We start from the raw sequence: 16,067 nt of genomic DNA on the forward strand, positions 1-16,067 counted from the left end.
CTCTTATTGGCATTTTCGAAAAATATGGTATAATAGATATAATTTTGGTGGATGGAGTTGAGTTTTGAGAAAAAACTATCGCGTCAAGAGCGAAAAAGATTTTAATGCGATTTTTAAAAGAGGACAGAGTTTTGCTAATCGAAAATTTGTCGTTTACATGTTAGAAAAAGAGCAAAAGCATTTTCGAGTTGGAATTTCCGTCAGTAAAAAGCTAGGGAATGCAGTAGTTCGTAATCGTATTAAAAGAAAAATCCGCCATGTCTTGATGCAGTATCAGAAACAGTTAGTCCAGGCAGACTTCGTAGTTATCGCTCGCAAAGGAGTGGAAGAGTTGGACTACCACCAAGTTGAACAAAATTTATTGCATGTATTAAAGATTGCTAAACTTTATCAGGAAGGATTCATTTGTGAAACAGAAAAGTAAATTAGGGATTTTGCTGGTTGCCTCGTTGCTCTTTCTTACAGCCTGCGGAACTAGTCAAGTAACGGCCGATTCACATGGCTTTTGGGAAAAGTTGGTCTATTTCTTTGCGGACACCATTCGTTTTCTATCCTTTGGTGGAAGCAAGGGGATTGGGATTATTCTCTTTACCTTGATTATCCGGACAGTTCTCCTGCCGGTCTTCCAATTCCAGACGACTTCTTCGCGCAAGCTGCAGGAAGTACAGCCGCATATCAAGCAGCTACAGGAAAAGTATCCTGGTAAGGATATGGAGAGCAGAACAGCCTTGGCTGAGGAAACTCAAAAACTCTACAAAGAAATGGGTGTCAATCCTTATGCCTCATTCATTCCGCTCTTTATCCAGATGCCGGTTCTCTTGGCTCTTTTTCAAGCCCTGACTCGGGTTGAATTTATGAAGACAGGTCACTTCCTCTGGCTCAATCTAGGAGCGACAGATCCGACCTTTATTCTTCCGCTGTTGGCGGCTCTCTTCACTTTCTTCAGTACATGGCTTTCAAACAAGGCCTTGCCTGAGAGAAATGGCGGGATGACAGTCATGATGTACCTAATGCCAGTGATGATTTTCTTTTTTGCCCTTTATGCAGCGAGCGGGGTAGCCCTCTACTGGGCGGTCTCAAATGCTTATCAGGTGGTTCAGACCTTACTGCTGAGCAATCCTTTTAAAATCATTGCTGAGCGGGAAGACAAGGAACGGTCAGAGCGTCAATTGGAACAGAAAAAGAAACGTGCCCTGAAAAAAGCACAGAAAAAGAAAAAGTAAGTAAGAAGGAGGACTCTTGCAATGGTTATTTTTACAGGAGCAAGTGTTGAAGAAGCCATTCAAAATGGTTTGAAAACGTTGGATATTCCACGTATGAGAGCGCATATCACTGTTATTTCACGTGAGAAAAAAGGCTTTTTAGGCTTGTTTGGCAAAAAGCCAGCTCAGGTGGATGTCGAGCCGATTGCTGAGACGACAGTTGTCAAGGCCAATCAAAAGGCTGTAAAAGGTGTTCCCGAAGAGATTAATGCTCAGAATGAGCCTGTGCAGTCTGTCAGTGAAGCGACGGTTGATTTGGGCCGTGTGGTAGCTGCCATCAAGAAGGTCGAAGGCGAAGGCGAAGTTATCTCAGATGAGGTCAAGGCTGAAATTCTCAAAAATGACAAGCAAGCCAATACAATTTTAGAAGAGACTGGCACTATTGATCTTCTCAAGACCAACCAAGCTATTGATGAGTCAATTGCTCAAGCAGAAGAGGGCGATAGCAAGGTTATCTCTTTTGAACAAGCAGCTAAAGACAAGGCTGAGCCGACAGAAACAGAAGAAAGCTCTTTTGCTGATTTAGGCATCCAAGTCGAAGCAGACTATGATATTGAAGAAGTAGTTGAAAACGTAACGGACTACGTTCAGAAAATCGTTGATGAGATGGATGTTGAAGCGGGCATTTCCAGCAGTCACAACCGCCGAACTATCAACATGCAGATTGATACCAATGAACCGGGGCGCGTGATTGGCTACCACGGAAAAGTCTTGAAAGCTCTGCAGCTCTTGGCGCAAAACTATCTTTATAACCAATATTCTAAGAGCTTCTACATTTCCATTAATGTCAATGATTATGTTGAGCATCGAGCTGAAGTGCTGCAAAGCTATGCGCAGAAACTGGCTCAGCGGGCTTTGGAAGACCGACGCGGTCAGCACACAGACCCTATGTCTAACAGCGAGCGCAAAATTATCCACCGCATCATCTCTCGCATCGATGGCGTGACTAGCTATTCCGAAGGCGACGAGCCAAACCGCTATGTCGTTGTGGATATTGACAGCGAATAAAAAGAAAGCCAGCAGAGATGCTGGTTTTTGTAGTAATAAACCAGGAGAAAGAATTATGAAGAAGAGAGTTTTTCTAATTATTTTAGGATTAGCATTACTTGCTGCCTGTGGTCAAAATAAAATAAAGAATCAGGAGAATACTCCTGATTCGAGTAAGAGTGCATTGGACAAAAAGCAAAAGAGCTCTTCGATTTCAGTAGAACAAGATGAAAAATTATATGCTTCGACTTTGTATAAATTAACAAAAGATACTTCTGAAGGCCGTGCGCAGATATACACATTCTATGATATTGATAAAAATGGGACGAATGAATTAATCACAGGACATCATTCTGACGGGGCTTATTATTTAGCGGCTATTTATTATTTGAATCAAGGAACATCAACTTATTTAGCTCAATCAAAAGTAGCCTCAGCAGGTGGAAGTCGAGAAAGCGCCACAATATATGCAGATGGAACAGTCTTTTATGCTCAATGGCATTCTCTAAGTCCTGATGCTAAGGGTTATCTTTATCAATTGAGATCTGATAATAGTGGTATAGATGTGCTAAAAGAAGCAGATTTTCAAATAGCAGGTGTAGATTCAAATTCTGAAAAAAGCGTAGATTCAGTTTTTGGGTTAGCTTCTAAAAAAGAAATTGATTTAGCTTCGTTGACTTGGAAAGATATTGAATCTTATCAATCAAAAAGCTCCGTAGGAGCAGAGGACAATCCAGAAATTTCAACTCAAATGGATTTATCAAGCATTCAAAACGGTGATTTCTCAAGTATTGAAGGTACGTGGAAAAATGGAAATGGAGAAGAGTTGGCCTTTGATAAAAATGGTTTGGTGACTAATGGGCTAAAATTAGGAAATCAGTTTAAAATAGTCAACTCCTATTTAGAGGGTGGCGTATCCTATGGTGGTCCGGGTGCAGCGATATTATTTATTCCTGCTGGTGTAGATATGTCTATGACTTTAGATAATCAAAAAATAATGGATGCTTCTAATCGTAAGAGGGACAGGATTCTTATTACGCAAAGTGTTAACGTTAATAACTCAGAAGTATTCTATTATAAAGAGTAAAAAAGAAAGGATTTTTCATGTCACTTTTTCCAGCTATTGAAAGTTATCTGCCTCATCAAGGGGCTAAGTATATATCTCCAGACAAGGCGGGGCAGCTGCGTGAGTCTATGTTGGAGTTGAGAGCTAAAGGCCAGGCGGCACGCAAGGAATTTGCTGACTTGGTCAAGGATTTTCAGAGCTTCTATCCTAAGCTGACCTTGGAGCGAACCAGCCAGTGGATGAATCAAGCGCAGATACTGCGGCCCCATTTTTGGAATTATCTTAAAGGTTATGGGGAAATCACTGAGCCAATGTTTGCTCTGCGCTTGTATGGAACTGCAGAAGATTTCGGAGTGTCGCTGGAGGTGAGCTTCATGGAGCGCAAGAAAGATGAGCACAGCCTCAGCAAGCAAAATCGGGTCTTGGAGTTGCCCATTCAGTCGCCAGCTTATTATTTTGCTCAGATAGATGGTGTGAGTCAGCGTTTTGAAGGAACAGAGGAAAATCGCCAGTTCCTTACTCAGCAGCTAGCGGCCGGTCAAGTTCGTAAGGTCTTGGTCAAATACGATGTTTCCCTTTCTCAGGCTGCTTCAAGAGAGCAGGTGCTGTCTCAGCTGCAGGAGGCCATGACAGCTTTGATTCCCTTTTATGAAGCGACTCGGACTTTATGATTACGTTTACAAAGAGAAAGTTATTTAAGTAAGTATTGACAAAAGCCCCAGAATCATATAGAATAATAAAGTATGTTTAGTAACTGATCACAACTAGCCGGCTAAACGAATACAAGAATCTAAGAGGAGGTATTCATCGTGAAACGTACTTATCAACCAAGTAAAATCCGTCGTGCGCGTAAACATGGTTTCCGCCACCGTATGTCAACTAAAAACGGTCGTCGTGTATTGGCAGCTCGCCGTCGTAAAGGACGCAAAGTTTTGGCTGCTTAATCCAAACGATTTATCAAGAAACCAGCGGAGACTCGAGACCGCTGGTTTTTTGTGTTAAATTTACGGGTAAAAGTCGATAGACTGGCAGGAAAGTTCCTCTTTTTGTCCAGTGTCTTTATTTATGACCTCCACATACCAGTCTCCTTTGTGGCTATATAGTTTGATAAATTGAACCTGAAGAGACTGCTGCTCATACTTAATTGGAAAAAATTCTTCCTGCCTGTGCAATAAAATATCAAGAATGATTCGCAACTGAGAGTTGTTGATTGTCTTTCTGACTTCTGGTTGAAGGATTTTCTCAATTTTTGTGATCTTGCTTAACTGCTGTTCTGAAATCGAGTTTTCAAATTTTTCTTTTAATTTTTGCAGGTCAATATCAAAAGGACACATATTGTAGTTTTCCAGAGTCAGCATGGAAAAATACAAGGCAGAAATTTCATCTATGGAGAAAATAATAGGAGATAACAAGTCGTTGCTAAGAATTTTATAACTGCCATTCCGACCTAAGTCAGAATAAATTGGAATTCCCAGCGTTTCAAGGCTGGCAATATCACGAAGGGCAGTGCTTTTTGAAATGTGATATCGATTCATAATATCTTTTAGATTGAATTGTCTTTTCTTATTGAGGAAAATAAGCATATCGTTAATTCTTTGAGATTTATTCATGCTAAACTCCATATTTTTATTAAATGGTTTCAAATAATGATACCTTTTTATATTATACTAGTTTTAGAAAAAATAATAAAGGAGTCAAATATGAATCAATATTTTAAGGCCTTATTGGCAGAACAGACAGAAATGGCCCTAGCTACTTCTGTAAAGGATATCCCAAATGTAAGAATTGTAAATTTTTACTATGATGAGGAGACAAAGAAATTGTTCTTTATCTCATTTAAAAATAGTCATAAAATCCAAGAGCTGGCAATCAATAATCGTATTGCTCTTACAACAGTCCCGAAAGGTGATGGGAGGTATATCCGGATTCAAGGAAGAGTCAAAGAAAGTCAGCTTTCTATTGAGGATATAAGAAGCGTTTTTGTCCAGAAGTATCCTTATTATCAAGATATTATTGAGCAACACAAAAACTCTTTGCAACTTTTTGAGGTCTCTTTTTCTGATGCTTTCTTAGTCTTAGATAATAATCAAGTTGAGAAAATTAAACTATAAGGAGAAAATAGATGGTTGAGGTAAAAAGGTGCGATTGGGCTGAAAATAGTGAGCTTGAGAGAAATTATCATGACCATGACTGGGGGCGACCTGTGCATGACGAGCATAAACTCTTTAAAATGTTGATTTTGGAAGGTCAGCAGGCGGGCTTGAGCTGGCAAACTATTTTGTCAAAAATGGATGCTATGACAGAGGCTTATGAAAACTTCAATCCTGAAATACTCTCCAACTATGACGAGCAGAAGATTGAAGAATTGCTTAGTGATCAAAGAGTGATACGAAATAAGCTGAAAATAAAGGCAGTTATAAAAAATGCTAAAGCCTATTTAAAACTAAAAGAAGAATATGGTAGTTTGGATTCTTATATTTGGTCTTTTGTAAAGAATGGACCGATTGTCAATTCATGGTCTAGTATTGAAGAGGTGCCCGCTCGAACGGATCTATCCGATAAAATTAGTAAAGAACTCAAAAAGAAAGGTTTTTCTTTTGTTGGTTCTACGACTGTATATGCCTTTATGCAGTCCATTGGCATGGTCAATGATCATTTGCTGACCTGTGATTTGAGAATATAATTTTTTTCCTTTGAATGAGAAAGGTGAGCGGTCTATTATCGAACACCGGTAAATGATGTAAAAAAGGAGAATAAAACCAGAAAGAAATTGATTTTCTTTCTGGTTTTTTGTGTATAGTTAAGTACAGTTGCTTATTTTGCTACTGGTAAAAGTATTGGATACAGATAGCAGAGTAAGGTAAAGCTTATCAGGGCGTAAAAGATACCGATGCGGATAGCTTGGATAGGTTTATAGAAACGAATCAGGGTCAGTAGGCACCAGACTAAGAGAACTAGGATGAACCAAGCCGAAATCAAGCGCAGCGGTGTTGGTCCGTAAAGGTAGATATAGATGCCAAATAATTTCCAGCCAGCTAGCAAGGCCAGCAGACCCGTAAAGATAAAGAGAATAGTAGCTGCGGATCGTGTCCCTTTCTGGTCCCAGAGCGGTTTTTTGGCAATCAGATAGAAGACGCCTAGGACTGCAAAGTTAAGGATAGAGACCCGAACCAGCTGCCAGAAACCAGCTACGGCAACAGTCGAAGCATTCTGGGGAGAAATAGACTGAGCTACTGTTCCGGCGCTTAGGAGCTGACCGAGCTCACCCAGACCCGTCAGGAAAAAGAGCGCATAGGTCAAGCAGAGGCTGCCGATGATAATGTAGGCTGCGAAAGCGGGTGCTACTCGCAAAGGGCGGATACTTGCTTGGAATTTTTTGTAGCTAAGTTTAGTATCTTTTTTGCCTAACAGACTGCCGGCTAGGAGGCCATACAAGTAGAGACTGACAGGAACAGCCAGGAAGGCCTTGAAGAGAATCATGCTGCTATCAAGACTTGAAAAGAGGGAGTCAAGTAGATTCTCAATAATATCAGCGGTATTGCTGAAGAAGGAGGCAAAGCTGTCTGAAACCTGACTTAGCTGGGACCAGACAAAGTAGACCAAGATTCCTGCTACAAAGAAGCTGCTGACAATAATCGCGAGCTGTTGGGATTTCTTTGAAGATAGACTATCAGAGCAGTCGGAAGAGTCCTGCTGCTTGCCTTCTATAAAGACTAGAATAGCAGCAATGAAATTTTTAAAGGGCAGGATACAGAAGACTTGAATGGCATCAAACCAGACCAGGATACCCAAACGCCCCTGGCTTAACCAGCCGGTGCGGGACAGAATATAGAAAGCGAATGAGATGTGGATGGCTAGAAATTGAAACAATTCTAGCTGACGATGAAGCCCCCAGAGACTTAAAGCCAGAGCTTGAGCTAGCGTCATGATCAGAAAGCTTCTAGCCTCTAATCTGCTGCCAAGATTTTTTATCTGCAGTGATGGATAGGCCAATTTCCTGATTAGGGCTTCGCTTAGCAATATAAGACCAATTGCAAAAGGGAAAAAGGATGCAGTTTGATAATTAAAAAATACTGCAGAGTAAAAGTAGGTTAAAAGATAGAGGATTAGATAGCTGATTTTAAAGAATCGCAGTTGCTTATCCTCTAGGCCTGTGAAGATGGTCTGTCGTTCTGCTTCTGCGGGCAGACAAGGCTGGACATTCATCTGCTCTTGTGCTGGATATTCCATAATTATTTCTCCTCCTCATCGTCAGGGATATACTCCAAAATGTCGCCAGGCTGGCAGTCTAGTTCACGGCAGAGAGCGTTGAGTGTTGAAAAGCGGACGGCCTTGGCTCGATTATTTTTTAGGATAGATAGATTGGCTGGTGTTAGGTCAATCAGCTCTGCTAAACGGCCAGCACTGATGCGCTTTTGCGCCATGACAAGGTCTAAATTTATCTGAATCATAAGACCTCCTAAATAGTGTAGTCCACTTGATCCTGCAGCTCAATGGCCTTGCCAAAGGCGTTGCGGATGACACGGATAATCAGGGTCAAGATACTGCAAGAAACAGTGACTAAGAGCATGGGCAAATAGGCTGTCAGTCCCATAAAGAGGGAGATAAGAGCGACAGTGCCGACTTCCCAGCCAAGATAGCGCATGTACTGAACATTTTGTGTGATAAAGACCTGATTTTTACCGATGCGGCTAAGGAGCCGATAGAGATGGACAATGCAGGCCAGCGCTAGGCAGCCTAGGACATAGCCGAGCAGCAGCAAGATCCAAAAACGCGTCTCCCCTTGAAAGAAAGGAGAGGGAAATTTGATAACTAGATTGACGACCCAAGGTCCAAGAGCAATCAGGATAATGGAAGCAATAAATAAAAGGCTGATACTGATTTTTGTAAGAGTAATGCTCATATCTTCAGCAGTCTTTTTCATTTTGTCTGTCATAATTTCCTCCGACTAACGTTTCATTTCTTAGTAACTATAACACGACTCTTATCGATAATCAATAAAAAACCATCGAAAAAAGATAAAATCAGTCTTAAGGACTAGATGAAAGATTCTAAAAAGTTCTTATTGTATAGAGATGGATTTCTTGTCAGGAGATGAACAGAGTGGAAGACGATGAATATTTCGCCTGATTTTTGGTATAATGAAAAACAGGAATTGTATACTCTTTCTGGTCAGAAGCGGAGTATGTGTAAGGAGGGAAGAATCTGTGGGTGTAAAGCTTGTTCACTATCGTAGTAAGTTATATGAATTTCTCATGGTGCCTGCCATCGTTTCAAGGGATGATAAACATATGTGGAAGGATTTACGGCAGAATCAAAAGGAGCTGCTTCTTGATGTACAGCCGCACTATGATAAGCTCTATCAGGCTTTACTTCCTTTGAAAAGCGAGCTTGTTGCGGTTAGTTTGTTTGAAGGAGCTACGGTGGGACTGGCTCCGCTCCTCTACCTCTACTTGCTAGAAAAAGGAGAAGATCCGGCCAATTTGCATGACTTGTTAGAATGTCTGAAAAAACTAGACGCAAAGCAAATCATCTATTGCTTATCACTTAAGCTTTCTGCTGGGGAAGTTGCCAAGGAACGTCCTGAGAATCTGCTGGCTTTTATAGAGAATAGTGATAAGTCTCCGGAAAATAAATGGTACTGGTACCAAGCTATTCAGCATCCAGAGAAGCTTCGGAACCAATTAGTTTCCTTGTTGGAAAGAGTGTTCGAGCTCTATCAGCCTATTTATGAGCAGTTTGAGCAGGAAGTACTAGCTTTTGAACAAGAATTTAGCCTATCTGATGTGATGGATGACGAAGAGCAGAATGCCAAGCTCTTTGAAAAGGACACACAAATATTTGTTCTGTCACCCATGTTTATTGACTCTTTTCTCGAAAAGGTTCCTGATTTCACTTCCTATTCCTTAGTCCTTTCGACGAGAAGTTCCCAGTTATCAAAGGCGGAATCGGAGCTTAATGATGAAACATTGGCTCTGACCTTAAAAACTCTTGGTGATGAAACACGCTATAAAGTCTTGATTGAATTGATTCAGCCGCATGCCAAGAATAAAGATATAGCTAAAAAACTGGGGCTTACAAGAGCCTCTATCTCATTCCATACGCAGAAGCTGCTAAATTCTGGCTTGCTGGAGCTTGTGGTGGATGATGATTCTGTTAAATACACGGTCAACAAAGAACTGATTCAAAAAATTATAGAGAAGCTCAAACAAGACCTAAAATAGTTTGAGAAGACCTGGATTCATTCTAGGTCTTCTTTTTGTAAAATAATAATCTAATAAAAATTTGACAATTGACTAATTTATTGCTATGATTTGTTAAACAAAAATCTAACAAGAGTAAAGGAGATGTCGTATGATTGTTTTTACAAAAAACAAAAATTTTCGCCAGTTGCTCATCAATCAATGGATTTCAGGTTTTGGAGACGTTGTTTTTTATTTGGCTTTGATGAACTATGTTTCCGCCTATTCCTTTGCTCCACTTGCGGTTTTATTGATTTCTCTTTCTGAAACGCTACCCCAGTTAATTCAAGTTTTTACGGGAGTTGCGGCGGACTTTCAAAAGAATCGTATTCATAAATACCTGCTTATACAGTTTAGTAAGGTCGTGCTATATAGCCTGGTAACGTTTTTGCTTCTTGGACAAGATTTCTCTTTCTTGACTCTGCTTGTGATTTGCCTGATTAACTTTCTGTCGGATAGTCTGAGTTATTTTTCAGGTGCCATGCTGACCCCTGTTTATGTAAAGGTGATTGAGCAAGATATGACCTCTGCTATGGGCTTTCGACAGGCTAGTATGAGTCTGGTTCATATTTTGGGGAATCTAGCTGGCGGTTTTCTCATCGCTTGGATGAGTATTGGAGCTTTGGCAGGACTAAATGCTCTGACATTCTTACTAGCTTACCTTGGTTTTTGGCATATTAGTAAAAGCTTACAGGATTTAGAACCGGAGCTCAGCAGTGCCAAGGAGCTAAATAGAGAAAATTATTGGCAGCATTTATTGGATTCTCTTAAAGTCTTACTGGGATTGAAAAATGTTGTGAGGTTATTATTGGTTTCAACCTTTGGACAGGTCACTCTGAATATTCTGACGCCAGTAGCGACTCTTTTGTTGCTGAAAAGGCCTTTTTGGAATTTGCAGGTTGGTCAGTCCATTGCCGTGTTAATTGTTCTAAGTTCCGCTGGTCTGATCTTAGGAAATATTTTGAGTGGCAGTTTGCTGAAAAAACTTTCGACGAAGCTTGCTATGTATAGTAGCCAAGTATGTGAAGGTTTTATTCTTTGCGGTTTTTTCTGGCAAAATTTTTTACTTGTCCTGATAGCGAGCTTTGCTTGCTCTGTTACAGTCGGTCTGCTGAGTCCAAGATTGCAGAAATCTGTTTTCAGCCTAATACCAGAAGAGTCCATGGGAGCTATCCAGTCAGCTATTAATTTATTTAGCATGGCTGTTCCTAGTGTTTTATCTATGCTGTTGATAGCTCTTGCCAGCAGTTTGGGGGTTATTTATATTCTCCTCCCGCTTGTGTTAATGCTGGCACTGTCTTTCTACTTGATTATTCCAATGGAGAACTTGAAGGCAGATTCGGATAGCTGTTGAATGGCAGCTATCTTATTTTTCTGCTTTGAAGAGACTTCTGATTTTTCAGGTCATTTTTGGTATAATAAAGGACAGGAAATACAAGGAAGTAAACCATGAAGATTTTTGATACGCATACTACTGGCTGAAAAACTGAATATATCAGTATTTTAAAAAAAGAGATAAAAAATTAACCAAGAAAAGAACCAAAGGAAAGCAAGTGTAGCATGCAAAAAGAGGAATTCGTAATGAGTTCCTCTTTTAGTCTATACTTTTTACTATCTCATTAAAAGATGAAATAAGTTTTACCTGTTTATCATTTGATAATTCAGCAAGATTATCTACGAGTGTATCAAGAGATACAGAATTATCAGAGAGTGGGAAGTTAAAAAATTCTTCCACCGTCATATCTAAGGCGGTTAGCACTTTTTCAAGTGTTTGGATTTTAAAGTCGTATTTCAAATTTTCAATATTTTGAATAGCCTTGATACCTAAGCCTGCATCATTTGAAAGTTGCTCTTGACTCAGTTTCTTTTCTTTGCGGCATTCTCTGATTCTATTTGATATGTATTTCTGTAATTGGTTAGCTTTCATTCTTACAATCCTCTTTTGTATCATTTTACTATCCTTTTTACATGAAATTAAGTACAACAAACAGTCTAAAAAATAGAAAAAGTGTTGTTTAGCAATACTTTTTGTGATAAAATGGATAAAAAACGGTACAAGAGGAGGTTGTACAAGATGAATGAAAAGGAATGGATAGAATATTTCGAGCTTATCCATGGACGAAAACCTAAACCTGAAGAGTTTTCACAAGCGTTAAAAAATGGAGAATTTATAGATGATAGGGGCAATAAAAAATCTAATATAGGTAGAAAGAAATATTATTTCGCTTTACTTTTAATGTCTTTCATATCATTGGCGCTGTATGTATATACGTGCATCGACTTTGATCCGGGTTTATCTTTCTTGAATATTATAGAAGGGATTACTGTAGCTCCAGTTTTAATCGTAATGCTTATTTTTGGTTTGAGAGGATTCATAAGAACACCAAAACAATTTTTTAAAAGTAAGATATTATTTCTCTTAGTCTTTTTAGCATTTTCGATAGAATTTGTCATGAGATTTTTATTATTAGGTTCAAGTGCAATATTTGGGTGGACAGATAGAGATATAAGTAGGATTCTTTTTGAAGTTATATTAATGCCACTGCCAGTATTTATAACGTTCTTTTTATTGTTGCGGATGAAACATTTGGATAAGATAGTTTTTGAAAGTTACTTCAAAAAAATCATAGTCGCTTTATTTGTTATCTGTGTAATGTTGCCCATAGGAACAGTAAGCTTTATGTATTATAGCTATCAAAATTCTTTTGAACAACAAATGCAAAGAAAAACATGGTTTTCACTGAGAGTAGGAGTGGAGCTAGAGAAGTGGGAATTCACATCTTCGTATAAGCTTCATAAATCGGGGATTGATAATGAATATGATAATAATTTAGACTATACTTCTTATTCATCTTATTCAGAATTTAAAGAAGAAAATAATATCGTTTTATCTCAGAAAGAAATAATCTCAGATTTCAAAAAAAATTTTAAAGAAATAAAAGATACTAGGATAAAAGATAAAGATTTAAAATTTATCTTAATTCAAGATGAAGATAATAATCGTTATAGCATGGTGTTTTTAAAACTTAATAAAAATCAAATTTATTATTTATATATATTTGATAAACAAACACTACCAGGGATATTATTTACTCCATATGTGACAAATCTGAGCGGAAATTATAAAATAAACGAAGTGTTCGGATCTAAAACATCTGATGAAGAGAATCAAAGAAAGATCTCTAATTTTCCTGTATGGGAGTTTTCACATGATAAAGTAATTTCTAATAAAAAAACTCGTTACTTGATGAGCTATGAACAGGCAATTTCTTCTTATAATTTATATCCAAATGATAAATTAAAATCAAAAGAGGCTATCATAGAGTTGTTAAAAAGCAGGGGATATCAATTAAAGGACACTAACAATATATATGTCCTTGTAGAAGGATATGATATTTCACGAAGTTTTTTTATTGTTCCTGTAGAGAACAGAAATAAAATTTTTATGGGTTATCTTAGAAATGATAGCTCTAATGAAGAGAACAATATATTGATTCAATTAGAAAAGATTCAATTGAAAGAATGAAAAAATAGGGATTCGTAATGAGTCCCTATTTTCGGTTATTTTATCCATGAAGAATGAAACACATCTTCAGGTAAGTTGGAAGTGAGCTCTACGTTTAAATACAGGTGCCCGCTTGCGTTTGAAAAGACACTTCCCGTTTGGGCGATTTTTCGTATGAGAGTAATGGGTGCTATAACAGTCTCTAAATGGGATAGCTCATTTTTTATAAAGCTATAACTGATATAGGGCACTATCTCTTCGGGATAGGATTTTACGAAATTATCGAGTTTAGTTACTGCTTTGTAATCAGCTTTATATTGTGGACTTTCTTTATCAGAAAATTGCTTAGCCAAAGGATAGATAAGTAAATCTGCTTCACCTTCTTTATGTGCAAGAATATATCCTGATTCATCTAAGAGTTCATATCCTTCAAATTCTAGCGTTGCTTTTGTAATTGATAAGCATAAGTCTTTAACTGTTTTTCTTGATAGCTTAGCCATTGGATTCTCCTTGTTATTTATGTCTATAGAAATATTATAACACAAGAAACAAAAAATAGAAATAAATTCTTGACAACATAAAAATTTAGTGATATAATCTTTTTAGAATCTAAAAAATAAATTAGATTCTATCAAAATATTTTTCCAGAAACTATTATATGTATTAGTTTCTAAAAACTAGGAGGAGGTCTATCATGGCTTTAAAAAATCTTTCTCACTTCACTGCGTTCAACGCCCCAGAATTTCTTAAACGAAAAGAACTTCGCTTCATTTCTGCTACTCGTTGGATAGAAAAAATTGATAAGAGCTCTGAAGTTGAAAAGGGGGTAAAGGTGGGACTACTTATTTTCTCTGACGATAGTGACTATCCCAACGAAAAAACGAATATTGGAGAACAGCTTACTGTTAAAGTTCCTTATGGAGCAATCGAGGACTATGCTGATTATATGCCTATGGGCACAATTTGTGAAATCGTTGATATTGAAAAAGCTTCGGTTTACGGTGAATATCGTAATCAACTGTCAATCACAGCTAAAGTCATTCGAGCTGATGAAGAGATTGTTGAATTGTAGAAAAGAGGTTAATTATGCCATCGGTTATAGAAGAGCTACCTAGGAAAATTGCTTACACGGTCGTCAAAGTTTTTGGATTTTGTAAGCAAAAAATCATGGAGTATCAACAACAGCAGTTAGAAGAAGAGAAACAAAGACGATGGAATAATTTTCTGGGTCAAACACGTTTTAAATTAATGAAGTTGGTAAAAGAGCAGATTAGTGATGATCAGTTTGATTATGAATTACAACCTGATTTTGAAAATCAAGAAATCATTCAAGCTGATGGGAGCAAGTCAATTTATCGTATTCGCATAGAGGATAAAAAAGTACCAATTTGTGAGTTTGATAAAGCAGGAAGAGAATTTCAAGTGGCTTGTATTGTGTTTCGGTTTACTATTTTTGGTGAGTTAGATTCCGACATTTTGCTCAAAATGAAAGAAAAATGGGTCTATTATATGAAAAACAATGGATTGTATGGTATCGCTGATACTTATAAAAAAGATGATTTACATCGTTTAGTGTTTATCATCTATGAAAAAATAAATGAGCGAGCGGTTAAAAGTGCTTTGTTTCATTTGAAAAACTCACAAAATTATTGATATGAGAATTAAATTCTGTTTTATGCCGTGAAAGTTATTGACAGTAGGCTAAGATAAATTAGACTGGTTGAGGCGGTGCGGTCGAACTCTGTTCGCCCGTGCCGGCGCAATCAGTTTAGTCATCTTAGGGAACCTGTTGTCAATAAATCATGGAATAAATTAGAATTTAATGATTACAATTTTGACGCTCTTAACTTGATAAGCGTCAAACAAAAGCACGAGAAGATAGAGGTCGTATGTCAGAAATTGGGAGCAACAAACTAGTAAAATCTTATATTTACGGAGATACAGTTGAAATGACTACAGCTGACGGACAACAAAAACAGACCATCAAGGTAATATCTGGAAAACGTTATGTAAATCTTGAAACAGGTGAGATTTATGACATGAATACATCAAATAGTACACGATTTGATAATCTTAAATCGGTCAAGCAAACGATGAAAAAACTGCGTCGCTTGGTTGCTCATAACTTTACTGGTGGATACAATCAACTATGGATAACTTTAACATATAGGGAGCATGTTATTGATACTGAAATAGTTTATAAAGACTTTAAAAAATTTATTCGTAAAATTCGCAAAGAATACGGTCATGTAGAATATATTGTTGTTATTGAGCCACAAGCTAGTAGAAGATGGCATTTACATGTGCTGATGAAGAATACTACAACTTTGACAATTCCTAATGAAATTCTGGCAGACTTGTGGCAGAAAGGTTTTACAAAGACCAAACGATTGAGAAGGGCTGATAAGGTTGGAAATTACTTGATAGCTTATCTATCTAATTTACAGATAGGTGATGAAGATTCTCAGAGCAAAGCAACCGTTAAGGGAGCGAGACTATACATGTATCCAAAAGGGATTCGTATTTATAGAACCAGCCGAGGGATAAAAAAGCCTTTGGAGTTAACAGCAACCAAAGGAGAGATAGTGGAATCTTATAAAATCAATAGCCCGCCAAATTTTTCACGTACTACAAAGCATGAGACGCCGTATGGTGTGAAAGAATACACAACGGAGTTTTACGATAATATAAAAAGCCTGTCAGACACTTTTAGCGGAGCAACTGACAAGCCAAATGAGTGACAAAAGAAAACTTTTATCAACTCTATTATAGCAGAAAAAGGGAGTATTATGGAACATTTATACAAAACGAAAAAAGGTATTTCAGAATTATTTGATATCCCTTTAAAAACATTAAATAATGATTTGACTGAGATGAGGCGGATTGAGCAGTTTCAAGATTTTATTTTGAAGCCCTCCCATAAGAGGGTTTATATAAGTATTGAGGGATATGAGCGCTTTTTGCAATACAAACAAAAGAAGTATGAGGAAGCTATGTAGTTATGT

At 37.8% G+C, this 16,067-nt stretch carries 21 protein-coding genes; 15 read left to right on the plus strand and 6 right to left on the minus strand.

What is annotated here, in order from left to right; translation table 11 throughout:
- Positions 1 to 64 precede the first annotated feature (64 nt).
- The 6 genes from rnpA (at position 65) to rpmH (ending at position 4,259) form a co-directional block, all read left to right on the plus strand.
- Complete coding sequence (rnpA, locus tag D8877_RS03495) at positions 65 to 424, plus strand: ribonuclease P protein component (protein WP_002926202.1); 360 nt, start codon at positions 65 to 67, stop codon at positions 422 to 424.
- On the plus strand, positions 408 to 1,223 hold the full coding sequence (locus tag D8877_RS03500; RefSeq protein ID WP_125340296.1) for a YidC/Oxa1 family membrane protein insertase: 816 nt from the start codon (positions 408 to 410) through the stop codon (positions 1,221 to 1,223). The genes rnpA and D8877_RS03500 overlap by 17 nt, the downstream gene beginning before the upstream one ends.
- Positions 1,224 to 1,244: 21 nt before the next feature.
- Positions 1,245 to 2,270, plus strand: a complete 1,026-nt coding sequence (jag, locus tag D8877_RS03505) for an RNA-binding cell elongation regulator Jag/EloR (protein ID WP_125340297.1) — start codon at positions 1,245 to 1,247, stop codon at positions 2,268 to 2,270.
- Positions 2,242 to 3,336, plus strand: coding sequence for a DUF6287 domain-containing protein (locus tag D8877_RS03510; protein WP_125340298.1), 1,095 nt, complete (start codon positions 2,242 to 2,244; stop codon positions 3,334 to 3,336). Before jag ends, D8877_RS03510 begins: the two co-directional genes overlap by 29 nt.
- 17 nt (positions 3,337 to 3,353) lie before the next feature.
- Positions 3,354 to 3,986: a ribonuclease P gene (locus tag D8877_RS03515; RefSeq protein ID WP_125340299.1), complete on the plus strand. Its 633-nt coding sequence runs from the start codon at positions 3,354 to 3,356 to the stop codon at positions 3,984 to 3,986.
- 138 nt (positions 3,987 to 4,124) lie between these two features.
- The gene (gene rpmH, locus D8877_RS03520) at positions 4,125 to 4,259 is read left to right on the plus strand and encodes a 50S ribosomal protein L34 (protein WP_002893904.1); all 135 of its coding nucleotides are present in this window, start codon (positions 4,125 to 4,127) and stop codon (positions 4,257 to 4,259) included.
- A 60-nt stretch (positions 4,260 to 4,319) separates the two neighbouring features.
- Here the strand turns inward: rpmH and D8877_RS03525 are convergent, their stop codons facing one another.
- Complete coding sequence (locus D8877_RS03525; RefSeq protein WP_125352522.1) at positions 4,320 to 4,937, minus strand: helix-turn-helix transcriptional regulator; 618 nt, start codon at positions 4,935 to 4,937, stop codon at positions 4,320 to 4,322.
- A 24-nt stretch (positions 4,938 to 4,961) separates the two neighbouring features.
- On the opposite strand from D8877_RS03525, the gene D8877_RS03530 reads away from it, so the two are divergent.
- Together D8877_RS03530 and D8877_RS03535 are read left to right on the plus strand one after the other, a co-directional pair.
- Complete coding sequence (locus D8877_RS03530) at positions 4,962 to 5,426, plus strand: pyridoxamine 5'-phosphate oxidase family protein (protein WP_125352468.1); 465 nt, start codon at positions 4,962 to 4,964, stop codon at positions 5,424 to 5,426.
- 11 nt (positions 5,427 to 5,437) lie between these two features.
- A complete protein-coding gene (locus tag D8877_RS03535) occupies positions 5,438 to 5,998 on the plus strand; it encodes a DNA-3-methyladenine glycosylase I (RefSeq protein WP_125352470.1) in 561 nt (186 codons plus the stop codon).
- A gap of 131 nt (positions 5,999 to 6,129) precedes the next feature.
- Here the strand turns inward: D8877_RS03535 and D8877_RS03540 are convergent, their stop codons facing one another.
- Genes D8877_RS03540 through D8877_RS03550 form a run of 3 tightly spaced genes read right to left on the minus strand, consistent with a single transcriptional unit; the run spans position 6,130 to position 8,251 of the window.
- Positions 6,130 to 7,545, minus strand: a complete 1,416-nt coding sequence (locus tag D8877_RS03540) for a DUF4153 domain-containing protein (RefSeq protein ID WP_048773902.1) — start codon at positions 7,543 to 7,545, stop codon at positions 6,130 to 6,132.
- 2 nt (positions 7,546 to 7,547) lie between these two features.
- Positions 7,548 to 7,766, minus strand: a complete 219-nt coding sequence (locus tag D8877_RS03545; protein WP_002899126.1) for a helix-turn-helix domain-containing protein — start codon at positions 7,764 to 7,766, stop codon at positions 7,548 to 7,550.
- A gap of 8 nt (positions 7,767 to 7,774) precedes the next feature.
- Positions 7,775 to 8,251: a DUF2975 domain-containing protein gene (locus D8877_RS03550; RefSeq protein ID WP_048773904.1), complete on the minus strand. Its 477-nt coding sequence runs from the start codon at positions 8,249 to 8,251 to the stop codon at positions 7,775 to 7,777.
- Positions 8,252 to 8,456: 205 nt separating this feature from the next.
- Here D8877_RS03550 and D8877_RS03555 point away from each other — a divergent pair, with 205 nt between their 5' ends.
- Both D8877_RS03555 and D8877_RS03560 read left to right on the plus strand, forming a co-directional pair.
- Positions 8,457 to 9,539 carry an ArsR/SmtB family transcription factor gene (locus D8877_RS03555; protein ID WP_048773907.1) on the plus strand — a complete coding sequence of 361 codons (1,083 nt, stop codon included), beginning with the start codon at positions 8,457 to 8,459 and terminating at the stop codon, positions 9,537 to 9,539.
- A 130-nt stretch (positions 9,540 to 9,669) separates the two neighbouring features.
- Positions 9,670 to 10,911: an MFS transporter gene (locus D8877_RS03560; protein WP_048773909.1), complete on the plus strand. Its 1,242-nt coding sequence runs from the start codon at positions 9,670 to 9,672 to the stop codon at positions 10,909 to 10,911.
- Positions 10,912 to 11,151: 240 nt separating this feature from the next.
- On the opposite strand, the gene relB is transcribed toward D8877_RS03560, so the two are convergent.
- A complete protein-coding gene (gene relB, locus D8877_RS03570) occupies positions 11,152 to 11,484 on the minus strand; it encodes a type II toxin-antitoxin system RelB family anti-toxin (RefSeq protein ID WP_260468124.1) in 333 nt (110 codons plus the stop codon).
- A 147-nt stretch (positions 11,485 to 11,631) separates the two neighbouring features.
- Between relB and D8877_RS03575 the strand changes: the two genes are divergently transcribed.
- The gene (locus D8877_RS03575) at positions 11,632 to 13,083 is read left to right on the plus strand and encodes a hypothetical protein (protein WP_125340305.1); all 1,452 of its coding nucleotides are present in this window, start codon (positions 11,632 to 11,634) and stop codon (positions 13,081 to 13,083) included.
- 35 nt (positions 13,084 to 13,118) lie between these two features.
- Here D8877_RS03575 and D8877_RS03580 read toward each other — a convergent pair whose 3' ends face one another.
- Positions 13,119 to 13,562: a hypothetical protein gene (locus D8877_RS03580; RefSeq protein WP_003036577.1), complete on the minus strand. Its 444-nt coding sequence runs from the start codon at positions 13,560 to 13,562 to the stop codon at positions 13,119 to 13,121.
- Positions 13,563 to 13,756: 194 nt separating this feature from the next.
- On the opposite strand from D8877_RS03580, the gene D8877_RS03585 reads away from it, so the two are divergent.
- The 4 genes from D8877_RS03585 to D8877_RS03600 all read left to right on the plus strand — a co-directional run bounded on the left by D8877_RS03585 (position 13,757) and on the right by D8877_RS03600 (position 16,061).
- On the plus strand, positions 13,757 to 14,134 hold the full coding sequence (locus D8877_RS03585) for a hypothetical protein (RefSeq protein WP_124765715.1): 378 nt from the start codon (positions 13,757 to 13,759) through the stop codon (positions 14,132 to 14,134).
- Between the two features lie 14 nt (positions 14,135 to 14,148).
- Positions 14,149 to 14,715: a hypothetical protein gene (locus D8877_RS03590; protein WP_124765717.1), complete on the plus strand. Its 567-nt coding sequence runs from the start codon at positions 14,149 to 14,151 to the stop codon at positions 14,713 to 14,715.
- A 236-nt stretch (positions 14,716 to 14,951) separates the two neighbouring features.
- Positions 14,952 to 15,803, plus strand: a complete 852-nt coding sequence (locus D8877_RS03595) for a rolling circle replication-associated protein (RefSeq protein WP_125340306.1) — start codon at positions 14,952 to 14,954, stop codon at positions 15,801 to 15,803.
- A gap of 48 nt (positions 15,804 to 15,851) precedes the next feature.
- Complete coding sequence (locus tag D8877_RS03600) at positions 15,852 to 16,061, plus strand: hypothetical protein (protein WP_003036575.1); 210 nt, start codon at positions 15,852 to 15,854, stop codon at positions 16,059 to 16,061.
- Positions 16,062 to 16,067 lie beyond the last annotated feature (6 nt).

It is taken from the genome of Streptococcus sanguinis, from assembly GCF_003943735.1.
GTDB classification, from domain to species: Bacteria; Bacillota; Bacilli; order Lactobacillales; family Streptococcaceae; genus Streptococcus; species Streptococcus sanguinis_E.